The organism is Nocardia ninae NBRC 108245 (assembly GCF_007990755.1).
Taxonomy (GTDB): Bacteria; Actinomycetota; Actinomycetes; order Mycobacteriales; family Mycobacteriaceae; genus Nocardia; species Nocardia ninae.
In genome coordinates, this window is sequence record NZ_BJXA01000037.1 from 41,331 (window position 1) to 55,970 (window position 14,640).

Sequence of the window (14,640 nt, forward strand, 5' to 3'; positions counted from 1 at the left end):
CGTTGGTATGCAGTAGAAATACAGATAAGTGCGATCGCGGCGGCTAGCCGTGCGCCGAACGGAATCCCGCATTGCCGCGCACCATGCGGCGCGACACCGTCCGGCGCAGGGCCGTGTCGGTGTGCGTAGGTAGAATTCGTGCCGACGAAGGGGTAACTGGTGAAAGATCTGGTCGACACCACGGAGATGTATCTCCGTACCATCTACGACCTCGAGGAGGAGGGCGTGGTGCCCCTGCGTGCTCGCATCGCCGAGCGCCTCGAACAGAGTGGACCGACGGTGAGCCAAACTGTCGCTCGGATGGAGCGCGACGGTTTGCTGCTGGTCGCCGGAGACCGTCATCTCGAGCTGACCGAGAAGGGCCGCAGCATGGCGGTCGCCGTGATGCGCAAGCACCGGCTCGCCGAACGCCTGCTCGTCGACATCATCGGCCTGGACTGGCAGAACGTGCACGCCGAGGCCTGCCGCTGGGAACACGTGATGAGCGAGGACGTCGAACGGCGTCTGGTCGAGGTGCTCAACCACCCGACCACCTCCCCTTACGGCAACCCGATCCCCGGCCTGGACGAGCTGGGCATCGCGCCGCCGGCCTCCGCCGAGGAAACCCTGGTTCGGCTCTCCGATCTGCCGCAGGGCCAGGTGCACGCCGTCGTGGTGCGCAGGCTGGCCGAGCACATCCAGACCGACCCCGAGGTCATCGGTCAGCTGCGTGAGGCGGGCGTGGTGCCCGACGCACGCGTCACCGTCGAGAACAAGCCGGGCTCGGTGGTCATCACCGTGCCGGGCCACGAGGGGTTCGAGCTGTCCGACGAGATGGCGCACGCCGTCCAGGTCAAGCTGGTCTGACGCGTGAAACTTCTGGTCACCGGCGGAGCCGGGTACGTCGGCGGGGTCTGCGCGCAGGTGCTGCTCGAAGCAGGTCATGAGGTCGTCGTGGTCGACGACCTGTCCACCGGAAACGCCGAGGGCGTCCCGTCCGGCGCCCGCTTCGTCGAAGGCGATATCGCGCAGGCCGCGACTGCCCTGCTCGGGGCCGAATCCTTCGACGGCGTCCTGCATTTCGCGGCACAATCGCTGGTCGGCGAGTCGGTGCAGCAGCCGGAGAAGTACTGGCACGGCAATGTGGTGAAGACCTTCGAACTGCTGGAGGCGATGCGCAAGGCAGGCACGCCACGACTGGTGTTCTCCTCCACCGCCGCCGTTTACGGCGAACCGGAGCAGGTGCCGATCACCGAGGACGCGCCGACCCGGCCCACCAACCCGTACGGTGCGTCGAAGCTCGCCATCGATCACGCCATCACCTCCTACTCGATCGCGCACGGACTGGCGGCGACCAGCCTGCGCTACTTCAATGTCGCCGGCGCCTATGGTGGCCTCGGCGAAAACCGCGTGGTGGAAACACATCTCATTCCGCTGGTGCTGCAGGTCGCGCTCGGGCACCGCAAGGCGATCTCGGTCTTCGGCACCGACTGGCCGACTCCGGACGGCACCGCCGTGCGCGACTACATCCACATCCGCGACCTCGCCGAGGCGCACCTGCTGGCCCTGGCCACCTCCGAGCCGGGCACCCACCGCATCTACAACCTCGGTAGCGGCACCGGATTCTCGGTCCGCGAAGTGATTTCGGCGTGCGAACGCGTCACGGGCCTGCCCATCACCGCCCAGGACGCCCCCCGCCGACCCGGCGACCCGGCAACCCTCATCGCCTCCAGCGAGCGGGCCATCGCCGAGCTCGGCTGGCGCCCGAAGCACAACGATCTCGACGAAATCGTCTCCGACGCCTGGGATTTCCTCCAGTCGCTCGGCCCACGCGCACACAGCGCTCGCTGAGGATCCGCGTCCCGCATCGACCGGGGCAGCACGGCCGTCCACCTCCGCTGAGCTGCCCCGGTCATCTGCTGCGTACTCGCGGGCCCCAGGGGATCGACGGTCGCCGAGCGCTGGCTCGCACCCGGTGGGTCGTCCACGCCGCTGTTCACCGTGTGCCCTTCGCCACCACCGGCGTAGCGGCCCGCGACGGGGCCGACCCGGTAGCCAGTGGCATACGTCGCGGTGACCGCTGGAAACCGACAGCGCAACCCCGTGTCGGGCTGGCCCTTCACGGTGCCGGAGAGCCTAGATCGATACCGAGGTCCGCGGCAGTGTCGTAACCGCTGCGGGCCAGGCGCCGCAGTTGGTCGGGACGCATACCGAGGTGCAATGACGTCTCCAGCAGTGTCGCCAGCGGATGGTCCGGGTCGGCATCCAATGCGGCGTCCAGCGCGATGCCGGCGAGCGGTCCATCGCCGCGCACGTAGGCGCTGTACCCGAGCAGTGCTGCCGCTTCGGCTCGATCGCGGCCGGTCAAGGCGCGGGTCAGGGCCGCCCACAACCCCTCGGCGGCGACGGCGTGATCGCCGACGGCCAAGGCGAACATGGTGTCGCGGACCGCTCGATCCCGCAGGGCCGCAGCGAGTTCCGCGATTTCGGGCACCATGAGCTGCCCACCGGATTCGGTGTTCGCGATCTGCCACAGCACATAGTCGAGCGCTTCCCTGCTGTAGGAGCTCGGATCACCGCGCCGCACCGCCCGCGCATACCGATCACGAGCCACGGCGACCGCGCTGTCCAACAGCGACGCCACCTGATCTTGCAGCTCGACATCCTCCACAACCATCGCCGTCAGTTCCGCTCGGGAGCCGCGCACGTGCTTGCCGTCGAGCACGTTCGACAGCGCGACCACCGAGGTCGCCGGATCCGGCAGCGCCCCACGCCGATCCGGGCCGAGCAAACTCCACCAGCCTTCCTCCGCCTCGATCGCGCACACCGCCCACGCGCCGGCCAGCGCGATATCGTGCGCGGCGAGTCGCCGGTCCAGTGCGTCGATCAACACCTCGAATCGCCCGGTGCCGCAGTGCTCCCCGATCTCCGAACGGTGCTCCGTCGGTTCCACGGCCCTATCGTCGACCACCACCGCCAGCACCTCGGCCACGTCATCGTGCGCGCAGATCTGCATCACACATTTCGCCACCATCCCGGCCCGCAGCCTGCGCCGCCCACCGTCCTGGTCCAGATCGAACCGCACCACCGCGTCGATGATCGCCCCACCACCGCGCCCCGGCGCCGACCGCAACACCAGCACAACCAGCGACCGCTCCGGCGGAAACCCGATCATCGCCGGCACCGCCGCGATCAACTCCCCCGGCTCGTCCACGTGCACAGCACTATCCGGCACGTCCGCCTCGAACGGCGGCGCCTGATCGGCACACACCACCATCCGCCCGTGCTCAGCCGACTCGAACACATCCCCTTCGGTCAGCGCGCCGAACCCGGCATCCAGCGAATCGCCGATCCCCTCGGTCTCCGAATCGAACAGGGACGCACCGGTCTGATCGATATCCGCAGCGAGCACTGCATCTTCCGCTCGTACAGGGTCACCCCGCCGCACCGCGTCGTCTGTCCGGTCGGGGTTTCCGCCGAGCACCGCCGCCCCGGCCAGGTCGATATCGGCGGGGAGCGTAGCGTCTTCCACCCGCGCAGCGCTTTCCAGCCATGCAGCGTCCGCCTGCATATCGGCTTCCGGGCGCACGTTGTCTTCAGGTCGCACAGTGGTGCCCGGCCGCACAGCGTCGCGGACTCGCTCGATGGCCTCACCCAGCACGGTTGCGACATCCGGATCGGTATCAGAGGTGAGCACGAGCCCGCCCAGTCGTACGTCGTCGGGCTGACCGCCGTCGTCGGAAGGACTGCTGCCAACGGAGTTCTCGCTACCGTCGAATCGCCCGTCACGGTCCGCCCGCGCCGTACCGTGGTCGTCCTTCTCACCTCCCGGCCGAAGAAACTGACACGATCGCATCGCCGCAGCGAGACTCACGGGTGCTCGGGAACTGGAGGTGCCGCGCAGCAGCGACGGACGCGCACAGAAGAGCTCATCGCCGGCAGGCCCGGTATCACCGTGCTCGGAATCGGCCTGTGCCGCAGCACGACCGGTGGGTCGGGGGTTCGAGGGAGTGGTCATGGCGTCGAGACTGCTCGCCATCCGCACCGAACCCGGCGCGTTCACCAGGCGATTCAGCCACCCTGGGGAATTCCCCCGCGCTGTGGACAACTCAGCCGCGACAGCCCGTCACCACCACTCGCCTGTCCGCGAGAACTGCTATCGTCCCGCGCCGGCTACCCGCCCCACCGCCGTCGTGAACAGCTCGTCCACCGCCGCCACATCCGGCTCGGCACCGGAAAAAGACATATACGTCACAGTGATTCGCACATCATCGACCTGCCCGACCGCCGTCCGCATCGTCTCGGTCAACCCGGCCCCGCCGACATCCGGTGTTACCGTTCGCCGCAACGCCAGCGCATCGTCCGCGTCGATCGACGGCGCAGGCACGAGCTCGGTGGTCACGGTCGTCAGCGCCCCACCCCGGCTGACCCGCACCGACGCACACTGTTTCAGCTGGCTGCGCAGCGCGGCGAGCGGCTGCTCGGTCCGCGTCAACTCCACCGTGAGGGTGGCTCGCGTGGCATCGTCGGTACCGACGGCGATTTCAGTCTTGTTCGCCCCGAACACCTGCTGCGGCGGCGTACATCCCTCCGGCTGCACCCGTGCACCCCGCCCGGCTCCGGTCAGATCCCCGGCCGCCTGCGCCGCCGCTTCGGGCGGCAGCACCACTGCCGGATACCTGGCCGGAAACTGCGCCGGTTCGACCAGCAAAGTCGACAGCGCGGCACCCACCTGCCGCGTCACTTCCGTCTGCTCGACCGCGACCGGATGACCGGCCACCGTCGCCCCACACCCGGCGAGCAACCCCGCACACGCCGCAGCCATGGCGAAGCTCACCCCCCTGCGCGCCGAATCCGCCACAGTCACCCGACCCACTGTGCCAAACTCCCGGTGCCCACCCGCCTCGCCACGCCGCCCCACCGGGAATGCGCGGGGCGCCGATGCTGTTGGCTCGTCGTATGGGTCGGTGTCCTGACCGTGCACGGTGACAGTCACCGGCATGGGGGACAATGGACATGGTCCCCGTCTCGGACGCCGCTCGTCTCGAACGACTCAGGTGTCGAACGCCCGAGCAGCAGCCGTGCCGGCGGACCCGCGCAGGAAGGAGTACGCGATGGACCACGAGTCGCGAATGTACGAACTGGAGTTCCCAGCTCCGCAGCTGTCGTCCGACGACGGCGCGGGTCCGGTCCTGGTGCACGGACTGGAAGGTTTCACCGATGCGGGGCATGCGGTGCGGCTGGCCACCACGCACCTGCGCGAGAGCCTCGAAAGCGAACTGGTCGCCTCGTTCGATGTGGACGAGCTGCTCGACTACCGCTCGCGGCGCCCGCTCATGACGTTCAAGACCGACCACTTCTCCGAGTACGCCGAGCCCGAGCTCAACCTCTGGGCCCTGCGTGACACGGCAGGCACCCCGTTCCTGCTGCTCGCGGGCATCGAACCGGACCTGCGCTGGGAGAAGTTCACCACCGCGGTCCGTCTGCTCGCCGAACAGCTCGGCGTCCGGCGCAGCATCGGCCTCAGCGCCATCCCGATGGCGATCCCGCACACCCGTCCGCTCGGCGTGACCGCACACTCCTCGGACCGCGATCTCATCCCCGAGCATCAGCGCTGGCCCGGTGAGTTGCAGGTGCCCGGCAGCGCGTCCTCGCTGCTGGAATACCGGATGTCCCAGCACGGTCACGAGTCGGTCGGCTTCTCCGTGCACGTGCCGCACTACCTCGCGCAGACCGCGTACCCGGAGGCCGCGCAGACCCTGCTGGAGAACGTCGCCGACAACGCGGGCCTCGACATCCCGCTCGCCGCACTCGGCGAGGCGGCGGCCAGGGTGCGCGAACAGGTCAACGAGCACATCGCCGGAAACTCCGAGGTGGAGACGGTCGTGCACGCGCTGGAGCGCCAGTACGACAGCTTCGTCACCGCGCAGGAACGCCAGTCGAGCCTGCTCGTCGGTGACGGCGAACTGCCCAGCGGTGATGAACTCGGCGCCGAATTCGAGCGCTTCCTCGCCGAGCAAGGCGGCTACGAGGGCGAGGAAGGCCCGCCACCGGGCGAACAGCGGTAGCAAGCCCGTATGCGGCAGCCCGTAGGGTGTTCGGAGTGGATCTGACCGAGCTGCTGGAGATACCGGGAACCGACGCCGACGCGCTGTACGAGTCCTTCGGGGCGTGGGCGGCCGAGCAGGGCACCCCGCTGTATCCGGCGCAGGACGAGGCGCTGATGGAGTTGGCGTCGGGATCCAATGTCATCCTCGCGACGCCGACGGGTTCCGGGAAGTCCCTGGTCGCGGTCGGCGCCCACCTCATCGCGCTGGCCCAGGGCAGACGCACCTACTACACCGCGCCGATCAAAGCGCTGGTCAGCGAGAAATTCTTCGCCCTGTGCGAGGTTTTCGGCGCCGAACGCGTCGGCATGGTCACCGGCGACGCGGCGGTCAACGCCGACGCACCGATCATCTGCGCCACCGCGGAAATCCTCGCGAACCTCGCGCTGCGCGAGGGGTCGGCGGCCGATGTCGGCCAGGTCGTGATGGACGAATTCCACTTCTACGCCGACCCCGACCGCGGCTGGGCCTGGCAGGTCCCGCTGCTGGAACTCCCCCGTGCCCAGTTCCTGCTGATGTCCGCCACTCTCGGCGAGGTCGACTTTTTCGCCAAAGACATGGAACGCCGCACCGGCCGGCCGTCGGCGATCGTCGCGGGCACCGAACGTCCGGTGCCGCTGACCTTCTCGTACGCGCGCACCCCCATCACCGAGACCCTGGAAGAACTCGTCACCACCCACCAGGCCCCGGTCTACGTGGTGCATTTCACCCAGGCCGCCGCCCTCGAGCGGGCCCAGGCACTGACCAGCGTGAATTTCGCCACCCGCGCCGAAAAGGACGCGATCGCCACGGCACTGGGCGAATTCCGCTTCGCCTCCGGCTTCGGCAAGACGCTGTCGCGGCTGATCCGCCACGGAATCGGCGTGCACCACGCCGGCATGCTGCCGAAATACCGCCGCCTGGTCGAACGACTGGCCCAAGAGGGTCTGCTGAAAGTGGTCTGCGGCACCGACACCCTCGGCGTCGGCATCAACGTCCCCATCCGCACCGTGCTGCTCACCGGCCTGACCAAGTACGACGGCGTGCGCACGCGCAGGCTGAAAGCCCGTGAGTTCCACCAGATCTCGGGACGGGCGGGCCGCGCGGGGTACGACACCATGGGCACGGTCGTCGTGCAAGCACCGGAGCACGAAGTGGAGAACACCCGCCTGCTCGCGAAGGCGGGCGACGACCCGAAGAAGCAGCGAAAGGTGGTGCGGCGCAAGCCACCCGAGGGTTTCGTCTCGTGGAGCGAGGAGACCTTCGACCGTCTCGTCACCGCCCAGCCGGAGCCGATGGTCTCCCGCTTCAACGTGACGAACTCCATGCTGCTCAACGTGATTGCCCGTCCGGGCAACTGCTTCGACGCCATGCGCCACCTGCTCGAGGACAACCACGAGCCGCGCCCCGCCCAGCGCAGACACATCCTGCGCGCCATCCGCCTCTACCGCGCGCTGCGCGACGCCGGGGTGGTCCAGCAGCTCGACGAGCCCGACGCGCAGGGCCGCCGCGCCCGCCTCACCGTCGACCTGCAGCGCGACTTCGCCCTCGACCAGCCGCTGTCGCCGTTCGCGCTGGCCGCCTTCGAGCTCCTCGACAAAGACGCGCCCGGCTATACCCTCGATGTGGTGTCCCTCATCGAATCGACCCTCGAGGATCCGCGCCAGCTGCTGATGGCTCAGCAGCACAAGGCGCGCGGCGTGGCGATCAATGAGATGAAGGCCGACGGCATCGAGTACGACGAGCGGATGGAGCTGCTCGAAGAGGTCACCTGGCCCAAACCGCTCGCAGAGCTGATCGAGCCCGCCTTCGAGACCTACCGCGCCGGGCATCCGTGGGTGTCGGAGTTCGCGCCGTCACCCAAGTCGGTGGTGCGCGACATGATCGAACGGTCGATGACCTTCGCCGAACTGATCTCGCACTACGAACTGGCCCGCTCCGAGGGCGTGGTGCTGCGCTATCTCGCGGACGCTTACCGCGCGCTGCGCCGCACCGTGCCGGACGCCGCGCGCACCGAGGAACTCGACGACATCACCGAGTGGCTCGGCGAACTGGTCCGCCAGGTCGACTCCAGCCTGCTCGACGAGTGGGAGCAGCTCACCAACCCCGGCGCGGAGATCGACGCCGACCAGCTCGCCTTCGGCGCCGAGACGGTGCGCCCGATCTCCGCCAACGAGCGCGCGTTCCGGGTGATGATCCGCAACGCCATGTTCCGCCGGGTCGAGCTGGCCGCGCTGCGCCGCTGGGACGCGCTGGCCGAGATGGGCATCGGACCGGATTGGGAGACCGAACTGGCCCCCTACTTCGCCGAGTACGAAAGCATCGGCATCGGTCAGGACGCTCGCGGACCGCAACTGTTCCAGATCGAACGAAGACCCGGTTTCTGGCAGGTGCGCCAGGTCCTCGACGACCCGGCGGGCGACCATGGCTGGTCGATCGTCGGTGTGGTGGACCTGGCCGAGTCCGATGCCGCCGGTGAGGTCGTCTTCGACGAAATCACGGTGTCCGCAGGCTGACCAAGCACCGCCGCCGCACCCCGAAATCTACAGAATCCATACAGGTCACCGCCCTCTCAGCGCCCGTATTCTGGTGCCGTCCGGGGGTGCTACCGACGCGAGGTTTGACGGATTCGTTTCTGGGTAGGGGCCGCTGATACTCTCTCCGCTGCTGCCAAGCGAAAGATCAACTATGCCCGAATCACCGTTCCTTGTCATCTATCCCGAGCGAGTGCGCGAGAACTACAGCGCACTCCATGCCGTCATGCCCGCGGCAAGGATTCGCTTCGCGGTCAAGGCAAGCCCGGTGCCGGAGATTATTCGAGCACTCGACGAGGAAGGCGCCGAGTTCGATGTCGCCAGCATCGGCGAGATCGAGTTGTGCCTCGCGCTCGGTGTCGAACCGGACACACTCTGCTACGGCAACCCGATCAAGAAGGCCGCCGACATCGCCCGCGCCTACGCGTTGGGGGTGCGCCGGTACGCCTTCGACACCGAGGACGATCTGCTGCGCATCGTCGAGCACGCGCCGGGCTCGGAGGTCGAATGCCGCTTCCTGGCTTCGGCGCCGGAGTCGCGCACGCCGTTCGGCGCCAAGTTCGGCTGCACGCCGGGCGAGGCGTTCCGGCTGCTGGTGCGGGCGCGCGATCTGGGGTTGATCGTCGGCGGGCCGTACTTCCACGTCGGGTCCCAGCAGCTCGATCCGGACGCGTGGCGGATCGGCGTCGAGCAGGCGGGCCGGATCGTGGAAGCGTTGGCCGACAAGGACATTCACGTCCGATCCGTGAATATCGGTGGCGGACTGCCGATCGCGTACGCCGACCCGGCGCCCGCGTTGCCCGAGATCGCGGCGGTGGTCGACGCCGCCGTGACCGAATTCCTGCCCGAGACCGCCGCATTGGTGGTCGAACCCGGCCGCGCACTGGTCGGTTCGGCGGGCATCATCCATGCCGAAGTCGTGGGCGTGCGCGTCGCGCCGGACGGCCGACGCTGGGTGTATCTCGACATCGGCCGCTACAACGGCATGGCCGAGACAGAGAACGAGTACATCGCCTATCGGTTCCGCACGGACCGGGACGGTGACCCCGTCGACGAGGCGGTGGTGGCCGGTCCGACCTGCGACGGAGACGATGTACTGTATCAACGCACGCGAGTCCTCCTACCGACCACGTTGCGAGCCGGTGATCGCATTCAGATCCTCGACACCGGCGCCTATACCGCGAGCTATTCGTCGGTGTCCTTCAATGGTTTTCCGCCCTTGACCGTTCATGTCTCGGGCGCTGAGCGAGAGTGAGTTTGCCATGACGGCGGATTTCACCGGCTGGCATGTGCTGGCCGAGTTCGGTGGTGTCGACGCGACCCTCTGCGACGACCTCGAACGCCTCGAATCGGCGTTGCGTGAGTCTTTGATCGCGGCGGGCGTCACCATCTGCGATGTCGTACACAAGAAGTTCGATCCGCAGGGGGTGACTGTCCTCGCGCTGTTGTCGGAGTCTCACGCCTCGATTCACACCTATCCAGAGTCCGGCGACATCTTTGTCGACGTCTTCACCTGCGGCAGTATCGGCGCCGGCGCGTCGAAGGCCGTCGAACTGTTGCGAGACAAGTTGTCTCCCAAGGATGTTCGCATGCAGGTCATCCGCCGCGGGCACGGCTCGCAGCGGATCGAGGAACCGGTGGGCGCGGGCCTGACCCGCATCTGGGATCTGCACGAAGTGATCGTGGACACCCGTACTCCGTTCCAGCACATGGTGATCGCGCGCACCGAGCAGGGCATCAGCCTGTTCTCCGACGACGATCGCCAGTCCACCGAGTTCTCCCAGCTGACCTACCACGAGGCGATGATGGTTCCGGCCTTCGCGCTCGCCGCGAAGCTGGACAAGGTGCTCATCATCGGTTCCGGTGAGGGTGTGGCCAGTCAGATGTCGGTCGCCGCGGGCGCGACGCTGGTCGACCACGTCGACATCGATCAGCTCGAGGTCGAGCTGTGCGCCGAGCACCTGCCCTACGGCTACACCAGCGCCGACCTGGCCGCCGCCGTCAAGGGCGAAGGCCCGATCAAGGTGCACTACGCCGACGGCTGGGACTTCCTCGCCAAGGCCGCCGAGGCCGGGACGCGCTACGACGTCATCGTGATCGACCTGCCCGACGAGCGGGTCGAGGACGCGCAGCACAACCGCCTCTACGAGGCGGAGTTCCTGTCCCGATGTCGGGCCCTGCTCGCTCCCGGCGGCGTGCTGAGCGCGCAGGCCGGTTGCGCGACCATGTGGCGCAACGAGACATTGAAGCGGTCCTGGAATCGGTTCCACGAACAGTTCGGCACCGTCGTGCAGTACGGCAGCGACGAGCACGAGTGGACCTTCCTGTTCGGCACGAACGAGCAGCTGGCCGACCCGGTGCAGACTATGACCGACCGTCTGCCCACCCTGCCCTACCGGCCCGAAACCGTCGACGCGCGAGCACTCGTGCGCGGCGCGATCGAACCCCACGCCCTGCGCGTGTAGTACACCCCGAAACGCACCGGGCCCCAGTTCCACTGGGACCCGGTGCGTTTCGACGTGACGTACGTTGCATGCTTTTGACGCAGGTTGCTGCGTGCGTCACGAGCACCTTTCATGCGTCAAGTCGCCTGGGCTTCGATGTTGTGGTCAGGAACGGTTGCGGTATTCCTCGACGTTCAGGCCGCCTACGCCCCAGTTGGCGAGGTCGACCTCATCGATGACCACAAATGTCGTTGCCGGGTCCTTGTCGAGGACGGTGTGGAGTAGCTCGGTGATGCCTTTGATCAAGAGCGCCTTCTGCTCTCGGGTCACGCCTTCGTCGGTGACCTTGATATTCACGTAGGGCATCAGGCCGACCTGCCGGAGATGAACCCGCCGTCGACGGGGAGGATGTGGCCGGTGGTGAACTCGGCGTCGGCGAGATACAAGACGGCGGCGGTTGTTTCGGATACCTCACCGATGCGGTTCAGCAAAGCTAGTCGGCCGGAGGAGGTTTCGTCGCCGGCGCCGAACAGTGGGGTGCGGATGATGCCGGCGGCGACGGCGTTGACGCGGATCCCGTCAGCTGCGAGTTCTGCGGCGAGACTGGTGGTCAGCGCATGTACACCGCCCTTGCTGACCAGTGCCGCGGAGGCGGGTAGCCCGGCGAGTGCGTGGTCGACCAGCACCGTGCCGATGTTCACGATGCTGCCGCCGGTCGCCTGCCGCTGCAGCTGACGCACCACCGCCTGCGTCGTGAAGTAGGTGCCCTTCAGGTTGCCGTTCACGAAGCTGTCGAGGTCCGCCTCGGTGACGTCCACGAACGGTTTGGCGCCGAAGATGCCCGCGCTGTTCACCAGCACCTGCACCCCGCCGAACCGATCGACGGCGGTCCGTACCAGCTCGGAACCCGTTGCGGGAGAGCCGATATCGCCCGCGAAGGTAGCGATCTGCTCAGGTGCGCCGAGCTTCGCGGCCACGTCGGCAAGCTTGCCGGGGTCGCGGCCATTGAGCACCACGTTGTCCCCGCGCGCCACGAACGCGCGGGCGACATCGCGCCCGATCCCACTGGAGGATCCGGTCACGATCACCGTTTTCGACATGTTCTCCCTCTTCCTTGAATACGACCGGTCGTCTTGGAATGCGTATGCATCACGACCCTCGAATTACAACTCTGATGAATGCCCTGGTTCAGGGCCGAAAATAGTCGTCCAGCAGACGATCCAAACACTTCTGCAGCGGTTCCAGCGTCCGATCGATCTTCATCCGGATCACCGCCCCCTCCCACGATTCCAGCAGCAGGTCAGCCAGATCGGTCGCGTCGATATCGCTCCGAATCATCCCCAGCCCCTGCGCTTCTCGCAGCTGCTCAGCCACCCGATCCCGCCAAGCCCCCCAAGCCTGCGACAACGACTCCCGAAGCAGCTCACTACCTTCCAGCTCCCCGCCCAGATTCGCGATCAAACACCCCCCGGTGAACTCCGCCTCGACGAACTCCTCCATCAACCGTCCGAAAAACGCCCGCAACCCACTCACCGGATCCGCCGCCGCCCCGAACGCCGCACTCAAATTCCGCTGCACACACAGCGAATGATGCTCGATCACCGCCCGCCCAAAACTCTCCTTGCTGTCGAAGTAGTTATAAAACGACCCCTTAGGCACCCCCACCTTGTCCAAAACCTGCTTGATCCCCGTCCCGTGATACCCACTGGCCAAAAACCCAGCCGCCCCCTCCTCCACCAAAAGCTGCCGAGTATCCCCACTCCGTCGCGGTCGCGCCATACCCCGAATATACGACCGGTCGTCTACTAACGCAACCTCGGCCGGACGCCCTCCCGAGCTGGACAAGTGATCACGGGGAACTGATGCAGGCAACGGCCGAGAGCTCACCTACACCAGTTCCCCCTCGATCAACCATGTCGGTGGAGAGGGGGATAGTTCGGGCATGGGGGTCTTGGATGAGCCGTTTCCGGGGTCTTGGGCGAGGGCAGCCGGGTTGGTGACCCGATGGGAACTTCAGCACAACTTCGTGCGAGTGTTCCCTGACGTCTACCTGCCCAAGGGATGCACGCTCGACGCGCAGAAGCGCGCACGCGCTGCAGCGCACTGGGCCAAGGGCGCCGGAGTGCTGATCGGGTTCTCGGCGGCCGCTTTGCACGGCACCCGCTGGCTGGATCCTGACCAACCCGCAGAGATCGCACGGACGGCGCACTGTAAGCCGCCCTGCGGAATTCGCGCCGTGCGCGCCACCATCGAGCCGGCCGAATACTGCGAAGTCGACGGATTCCGGGTGACGACACCCGCTCGAACCGCGTTCGACCTCGGCCGGCGGTTGCCCCGCGATCAGGCCGTACCGCTCCTGGACGCATTGAGCTCGGCCACCGGCCTGAATCCGCTGGAAGTCGCGGCGTTGGCTCGCGACCATCCCGGCGCACGTGGCGTCGCGCGGCTGTCGAAGATCCTTCCGTTGATCGATGCAGGCGCCGAATCACCTCAGGAATCACACACCAGACTCCTGCTGATCGATAGCGGATTAGCCGCACCCAGTACCCAACTCGTGGTCCGCGACCGCTGCGGCGCGTTCATCGCCCGTGTCGATATGGGGTGGGAAAAATGGCGCGTCGCCGTCGAATACGACGGTGCCCACCATTGGACCGACCCAGCCCAGCGCACAAAGGACATCGACAGGTTCGCAACCCTGGAAGCACTGGGCTGGCGCGTGGTCCGCGTCAACGCAACCCTCCTCCACCACCGCCCCCACGTAGTCCTCGACCGAGTCCGCGCCGCCCTCCTCGATCAGGGCTGGACGAATGATCAGGGGGAACTGGTGTCGGCGCACTCTCGCGATATGCCGACACCAGTTCCCCCTCACCGACGAAATGGGCGGGGGCGAGCACACTTGGCGGCGGACACAGGTAGACCGCGTGCTTAGGTTCCGTACCGACGGCAACGTTGGGTGTGATTTGGGATTGACCTTCTATAGATGACGCCGCCATTCGAGGCAGTGGGCTGCGAATTGGGTTAGGTGGGTGGTGGCGAAGGGTTGGGGGTGCCAATCATCTTGGGCGACAGTGGATGTCCAGATGTAGGTCCAGACCGGGGCGGTGGAGTCGGCTAATCGGATTGTGCGGAGGTCGTATTCGGGGTCTTCGAAGGCGTCGAGGATTTCCCACTCCGCTGCGGTGAGACCGCTGAGTACGGTGCCGTGGGCGAGGCCGTTCGGTGCGGGGACCAGGCCGGGATATAGGCGGTCGGTGAGGGTTGCGACGCGCCAGCCTGGTGCGGTGGCGGGTTGCAGTCGTGGGACGCGACCGATCAGGACCTCCAGTACCTCTGGAAATTGGAGCGTTCCGTACACGAACAATGCGTGCCGATGTCCAGCGTGTTCAGCAAGCCGGCTGGCATTTGGTGGTAACGAGTCCATCCGCATCCCTCTCATATCCGCGACATCCAGCTCACTGTGCGTGTCCGTCGTAGGTCGCGGGCGCCCCTCCTGGTTCAGAGCCGCACCCTAAGTCGCAGCCGCCCTGCTAAGTCCCAGCCGCCCTCCTAAGTCGCAGCCGCCCTCCAGGTCTCAGCCGGGCCTCCTAGGTCGGGGGC

At 67.0% G+C, this 14,640-nt stretch carries 13 protein-coding genes; 7 read left to right on the forward strand and 6 right to left on the reverse strand.

All coding sequences use genetic code 11. The features are described 5' to 3' along the window. The first annotated feature begins 159 nt into the window (after window positions 1-159). The gene (locus NN4_RS24700) at window positions 160-846 is read left to right on the forward strand and encodes an iron-dependent transcriptional repressor DtxR (protein WP_147135893.1); all 687 of its coding nucleotides are present in this window, start codon (window positions 160-162) and stop codon (window positions 844-846) included. Between the two features lie 3 nt (window positions 847-849). Further along, window positions 850-1,830: a UDP-glucose 4-epimerase GalE gene (galE, locus tag NN4_RS24705; protein WP_147135896.1), complete on the forward strand. Its 981-nt coding sequence runs from the start codon at window positions 850-852 to the stop codon at window positions 1,828-1,830. A gap of 268 nt (window positions 1,831-2,098) precedes the next feature. Here the strand turns inward: galE and NN4_RS46265 are convergent, their stop codons facing one another. Continuing rightward, complete coding sequence (locus NN4_RS46265; protein WP_246181062.1) at window positions 2,099-3,997, reverse strand: DUF4192 domain-containing protein; 1,899 nt, start codon at window positions 3,995-3,997, stop codon at window positions 2,099-2,101. A 138-nt stretch (window positions 3,998-4,135) separates the two neighbouring features. Then, complete coding sequence (locus NN4_RS24715; RefSeq protein ID WP_246181063.1) at window positions 4,136-4,846, reverse strand: sensor domain-containing protein; 711 nt, start codon at window positions 4,844-4,846, stop codon at window positions 4,136-4,138. 247 nt (window positions 4,847-5,093) lie between these two features. On the opposite strand from NN4_RS24715, the gene NN4_RS24720 reads away from it, so the two are divergent. From NN4_RS24720 to speD, 4 genes are all read left to right on the forward strand, one after another. After that, a complete protein-coding gene (locus tag NN4_RS24720) occupies window positions 5,094-6,047 on the forward strand; it encodes a proteasome assembly chaperone family protein (RefSeq protein WP_147135899.1) in 954 nt (317 codons plus the stop codon). A 35-nt stretch (window positions 6,048-6,082) separates the two neighbouring features. Further along, a complete protein-coding gene (locus NN4_RS24725) occupies window positions 6,083-8,581 on the forward strand; it encodes a DEAD/DEAH box helicase (protein WP_147135902.1) in 2,499 nt (832 codons plus the stop codon). A 172-nt stretch (window positions 8,582-8,753) separates the two neighbouring features. Then, a complete protein-coding gene (locus NN4_RS24730; protein ID WP_147135905.1) occupies window positions 8,754-9,854 on the forward strand; it encodes a type III PLP-dependent enzyme in 1,101 nt (366 codons plus the stop codon). Window positions 9,855-9,861: 7 nt separating this feature from the next. Next, the gene (gene speD / locus NN4_RS24735; protein WP_147135908.1) at window positions 9,862-11,064 is read left to right on the forward strand and encodes an adenosylmethionine decarboxylase; all 1,203 of its coding nucleotides are present in this window, start codon (window positions 9,862-9,864) and stop codon (window positions 11,062-11,064) included. Between the two features lie 144 nt (window positions 11,065-11,208). On the opposite strand, the gene NN4_RS24740 is transcribed toward speD, so the two are convergent. From NN4_RS24740 to NN4_RS24750, 3 genes are all read right to left on the reverse strand, one after another. After that, entirely contained in the window at window positions 11,209-11,409 is a 201-nt protein-coding gene (locus tag NN4_RS24740) for a tautomerase family protein (protein WP_147135911.1), read from the reverse strand. Then, entirely contained in the window at window positions 11,409-12,143 is a 735-nt protein-coding gene (locus NN4_RS24745; protein WP_147135915.1) for an SDR family NAD(P)-dependent oxidoreductase, read from the reverse strand. Before NN4_RS24745 ends, NN4_RS24740 begins: the two co-directional genes overlap by 1 nt. Window positions 12,144-12,231: 88 nt before the next feature. Beyond that, window positions 12,232-12,780: a TetR/AcrR family transcriptional regulator gene (locus NN4_RS24750; RefSeq protein ID WP_246181064.1), complete on the reverse strand. Its 549-nt coding sequence runs from the start codon at window positions 12,778-12,780 to the stop codon at window positions 12,232-12,234. A gap of 205 nt (window positions 12,781-12,985) precedes the next feature. On the opposite strand from NN4_RS24750, the gene NN4_RS24755 reads away from it, so the two are divergent. Next, on the forward strand, window positions 12,986-13,972 hold the full coding sequence (locus NN4_RS24755; RefSeq protein WP_147135918.1) for a PDDEXK-like endonuclease domain-containing protein: 987 nt from the start codon (window positions 12,986-12,988) through the stop codon (window positions 13,970-13,972). A gap of 45 nt (window positions 13,973-14,017) precedes the next feature. Here NN4_RS24755 and NN4_RS24760 read toward each other — a convergent pair whose 3' ends face one another. Further along, window positions 14,018-14,398, reverse strand: a complete 381-nt coding sequence (locus tag NN4_RS24760) for a gamma-glutamylcyclotransferase family protein (protein WP_222595157.1) — start codon at window positions 14,396-14,398, stop codon at window positions 14,018-14,020. Window positions 14,399-14,640 lie beyond the last annotated feature (242 nt).

Excerpts from the sequence above, each read along its gene's own strand:
- NN4_RS24730 (WP_147135905.1), top strand. The coding sequence starts at position 8,754 with ATGCCCGAATCACCGTTCCTTGTCATCTATCCCGAGCGAGTGCGCGAG.
- NN4_RS24755 (WP_147135918.1), top strand. The coding sequence starts at position 12,986 with ATGGGGGTCTTGGATGAGCCGTTTCCGGGGTCTTGGGCGAGGGCAGCC.
- NN4_RS46265 (WP_246181062.1), bottom strand. The coding sequence starts at position 3,997 with ATGACCACTCCCTCGAACCCCCGACCCACCGGTCGTGCTGCGGCACAG.
- NN4_RS24740 (WP_147135911.1), bottom strand. The coding sequence starts at position 11,409 with ATGCCCTACGTGAATATCAAGGTCACCGACGAAGGCGTGACCCGAGAG.
- NN4_RS24720 (WP_147135899.1), top strand. The coding sequence starts at position 5,094 with ATGGACCACGAGTCGCGAATGTACGAACTGGAGTTCCCAGCTCCGCAG.
- speD (WP_147135908.1), top strand. The coding sequence starts at position 9,862 with ATGACGGCGGATTTCACCGGCTGGCATGTGCTGGCCGAGTTCGGTGGT.
- NN4_RS24745 (WP_147135915.1), bottom strand. The coding sequence starts at position 12,143 with ATGTCGAAAACGGTGATCGTGACCGGATCCTCCAGTGGGATCGGGCGC.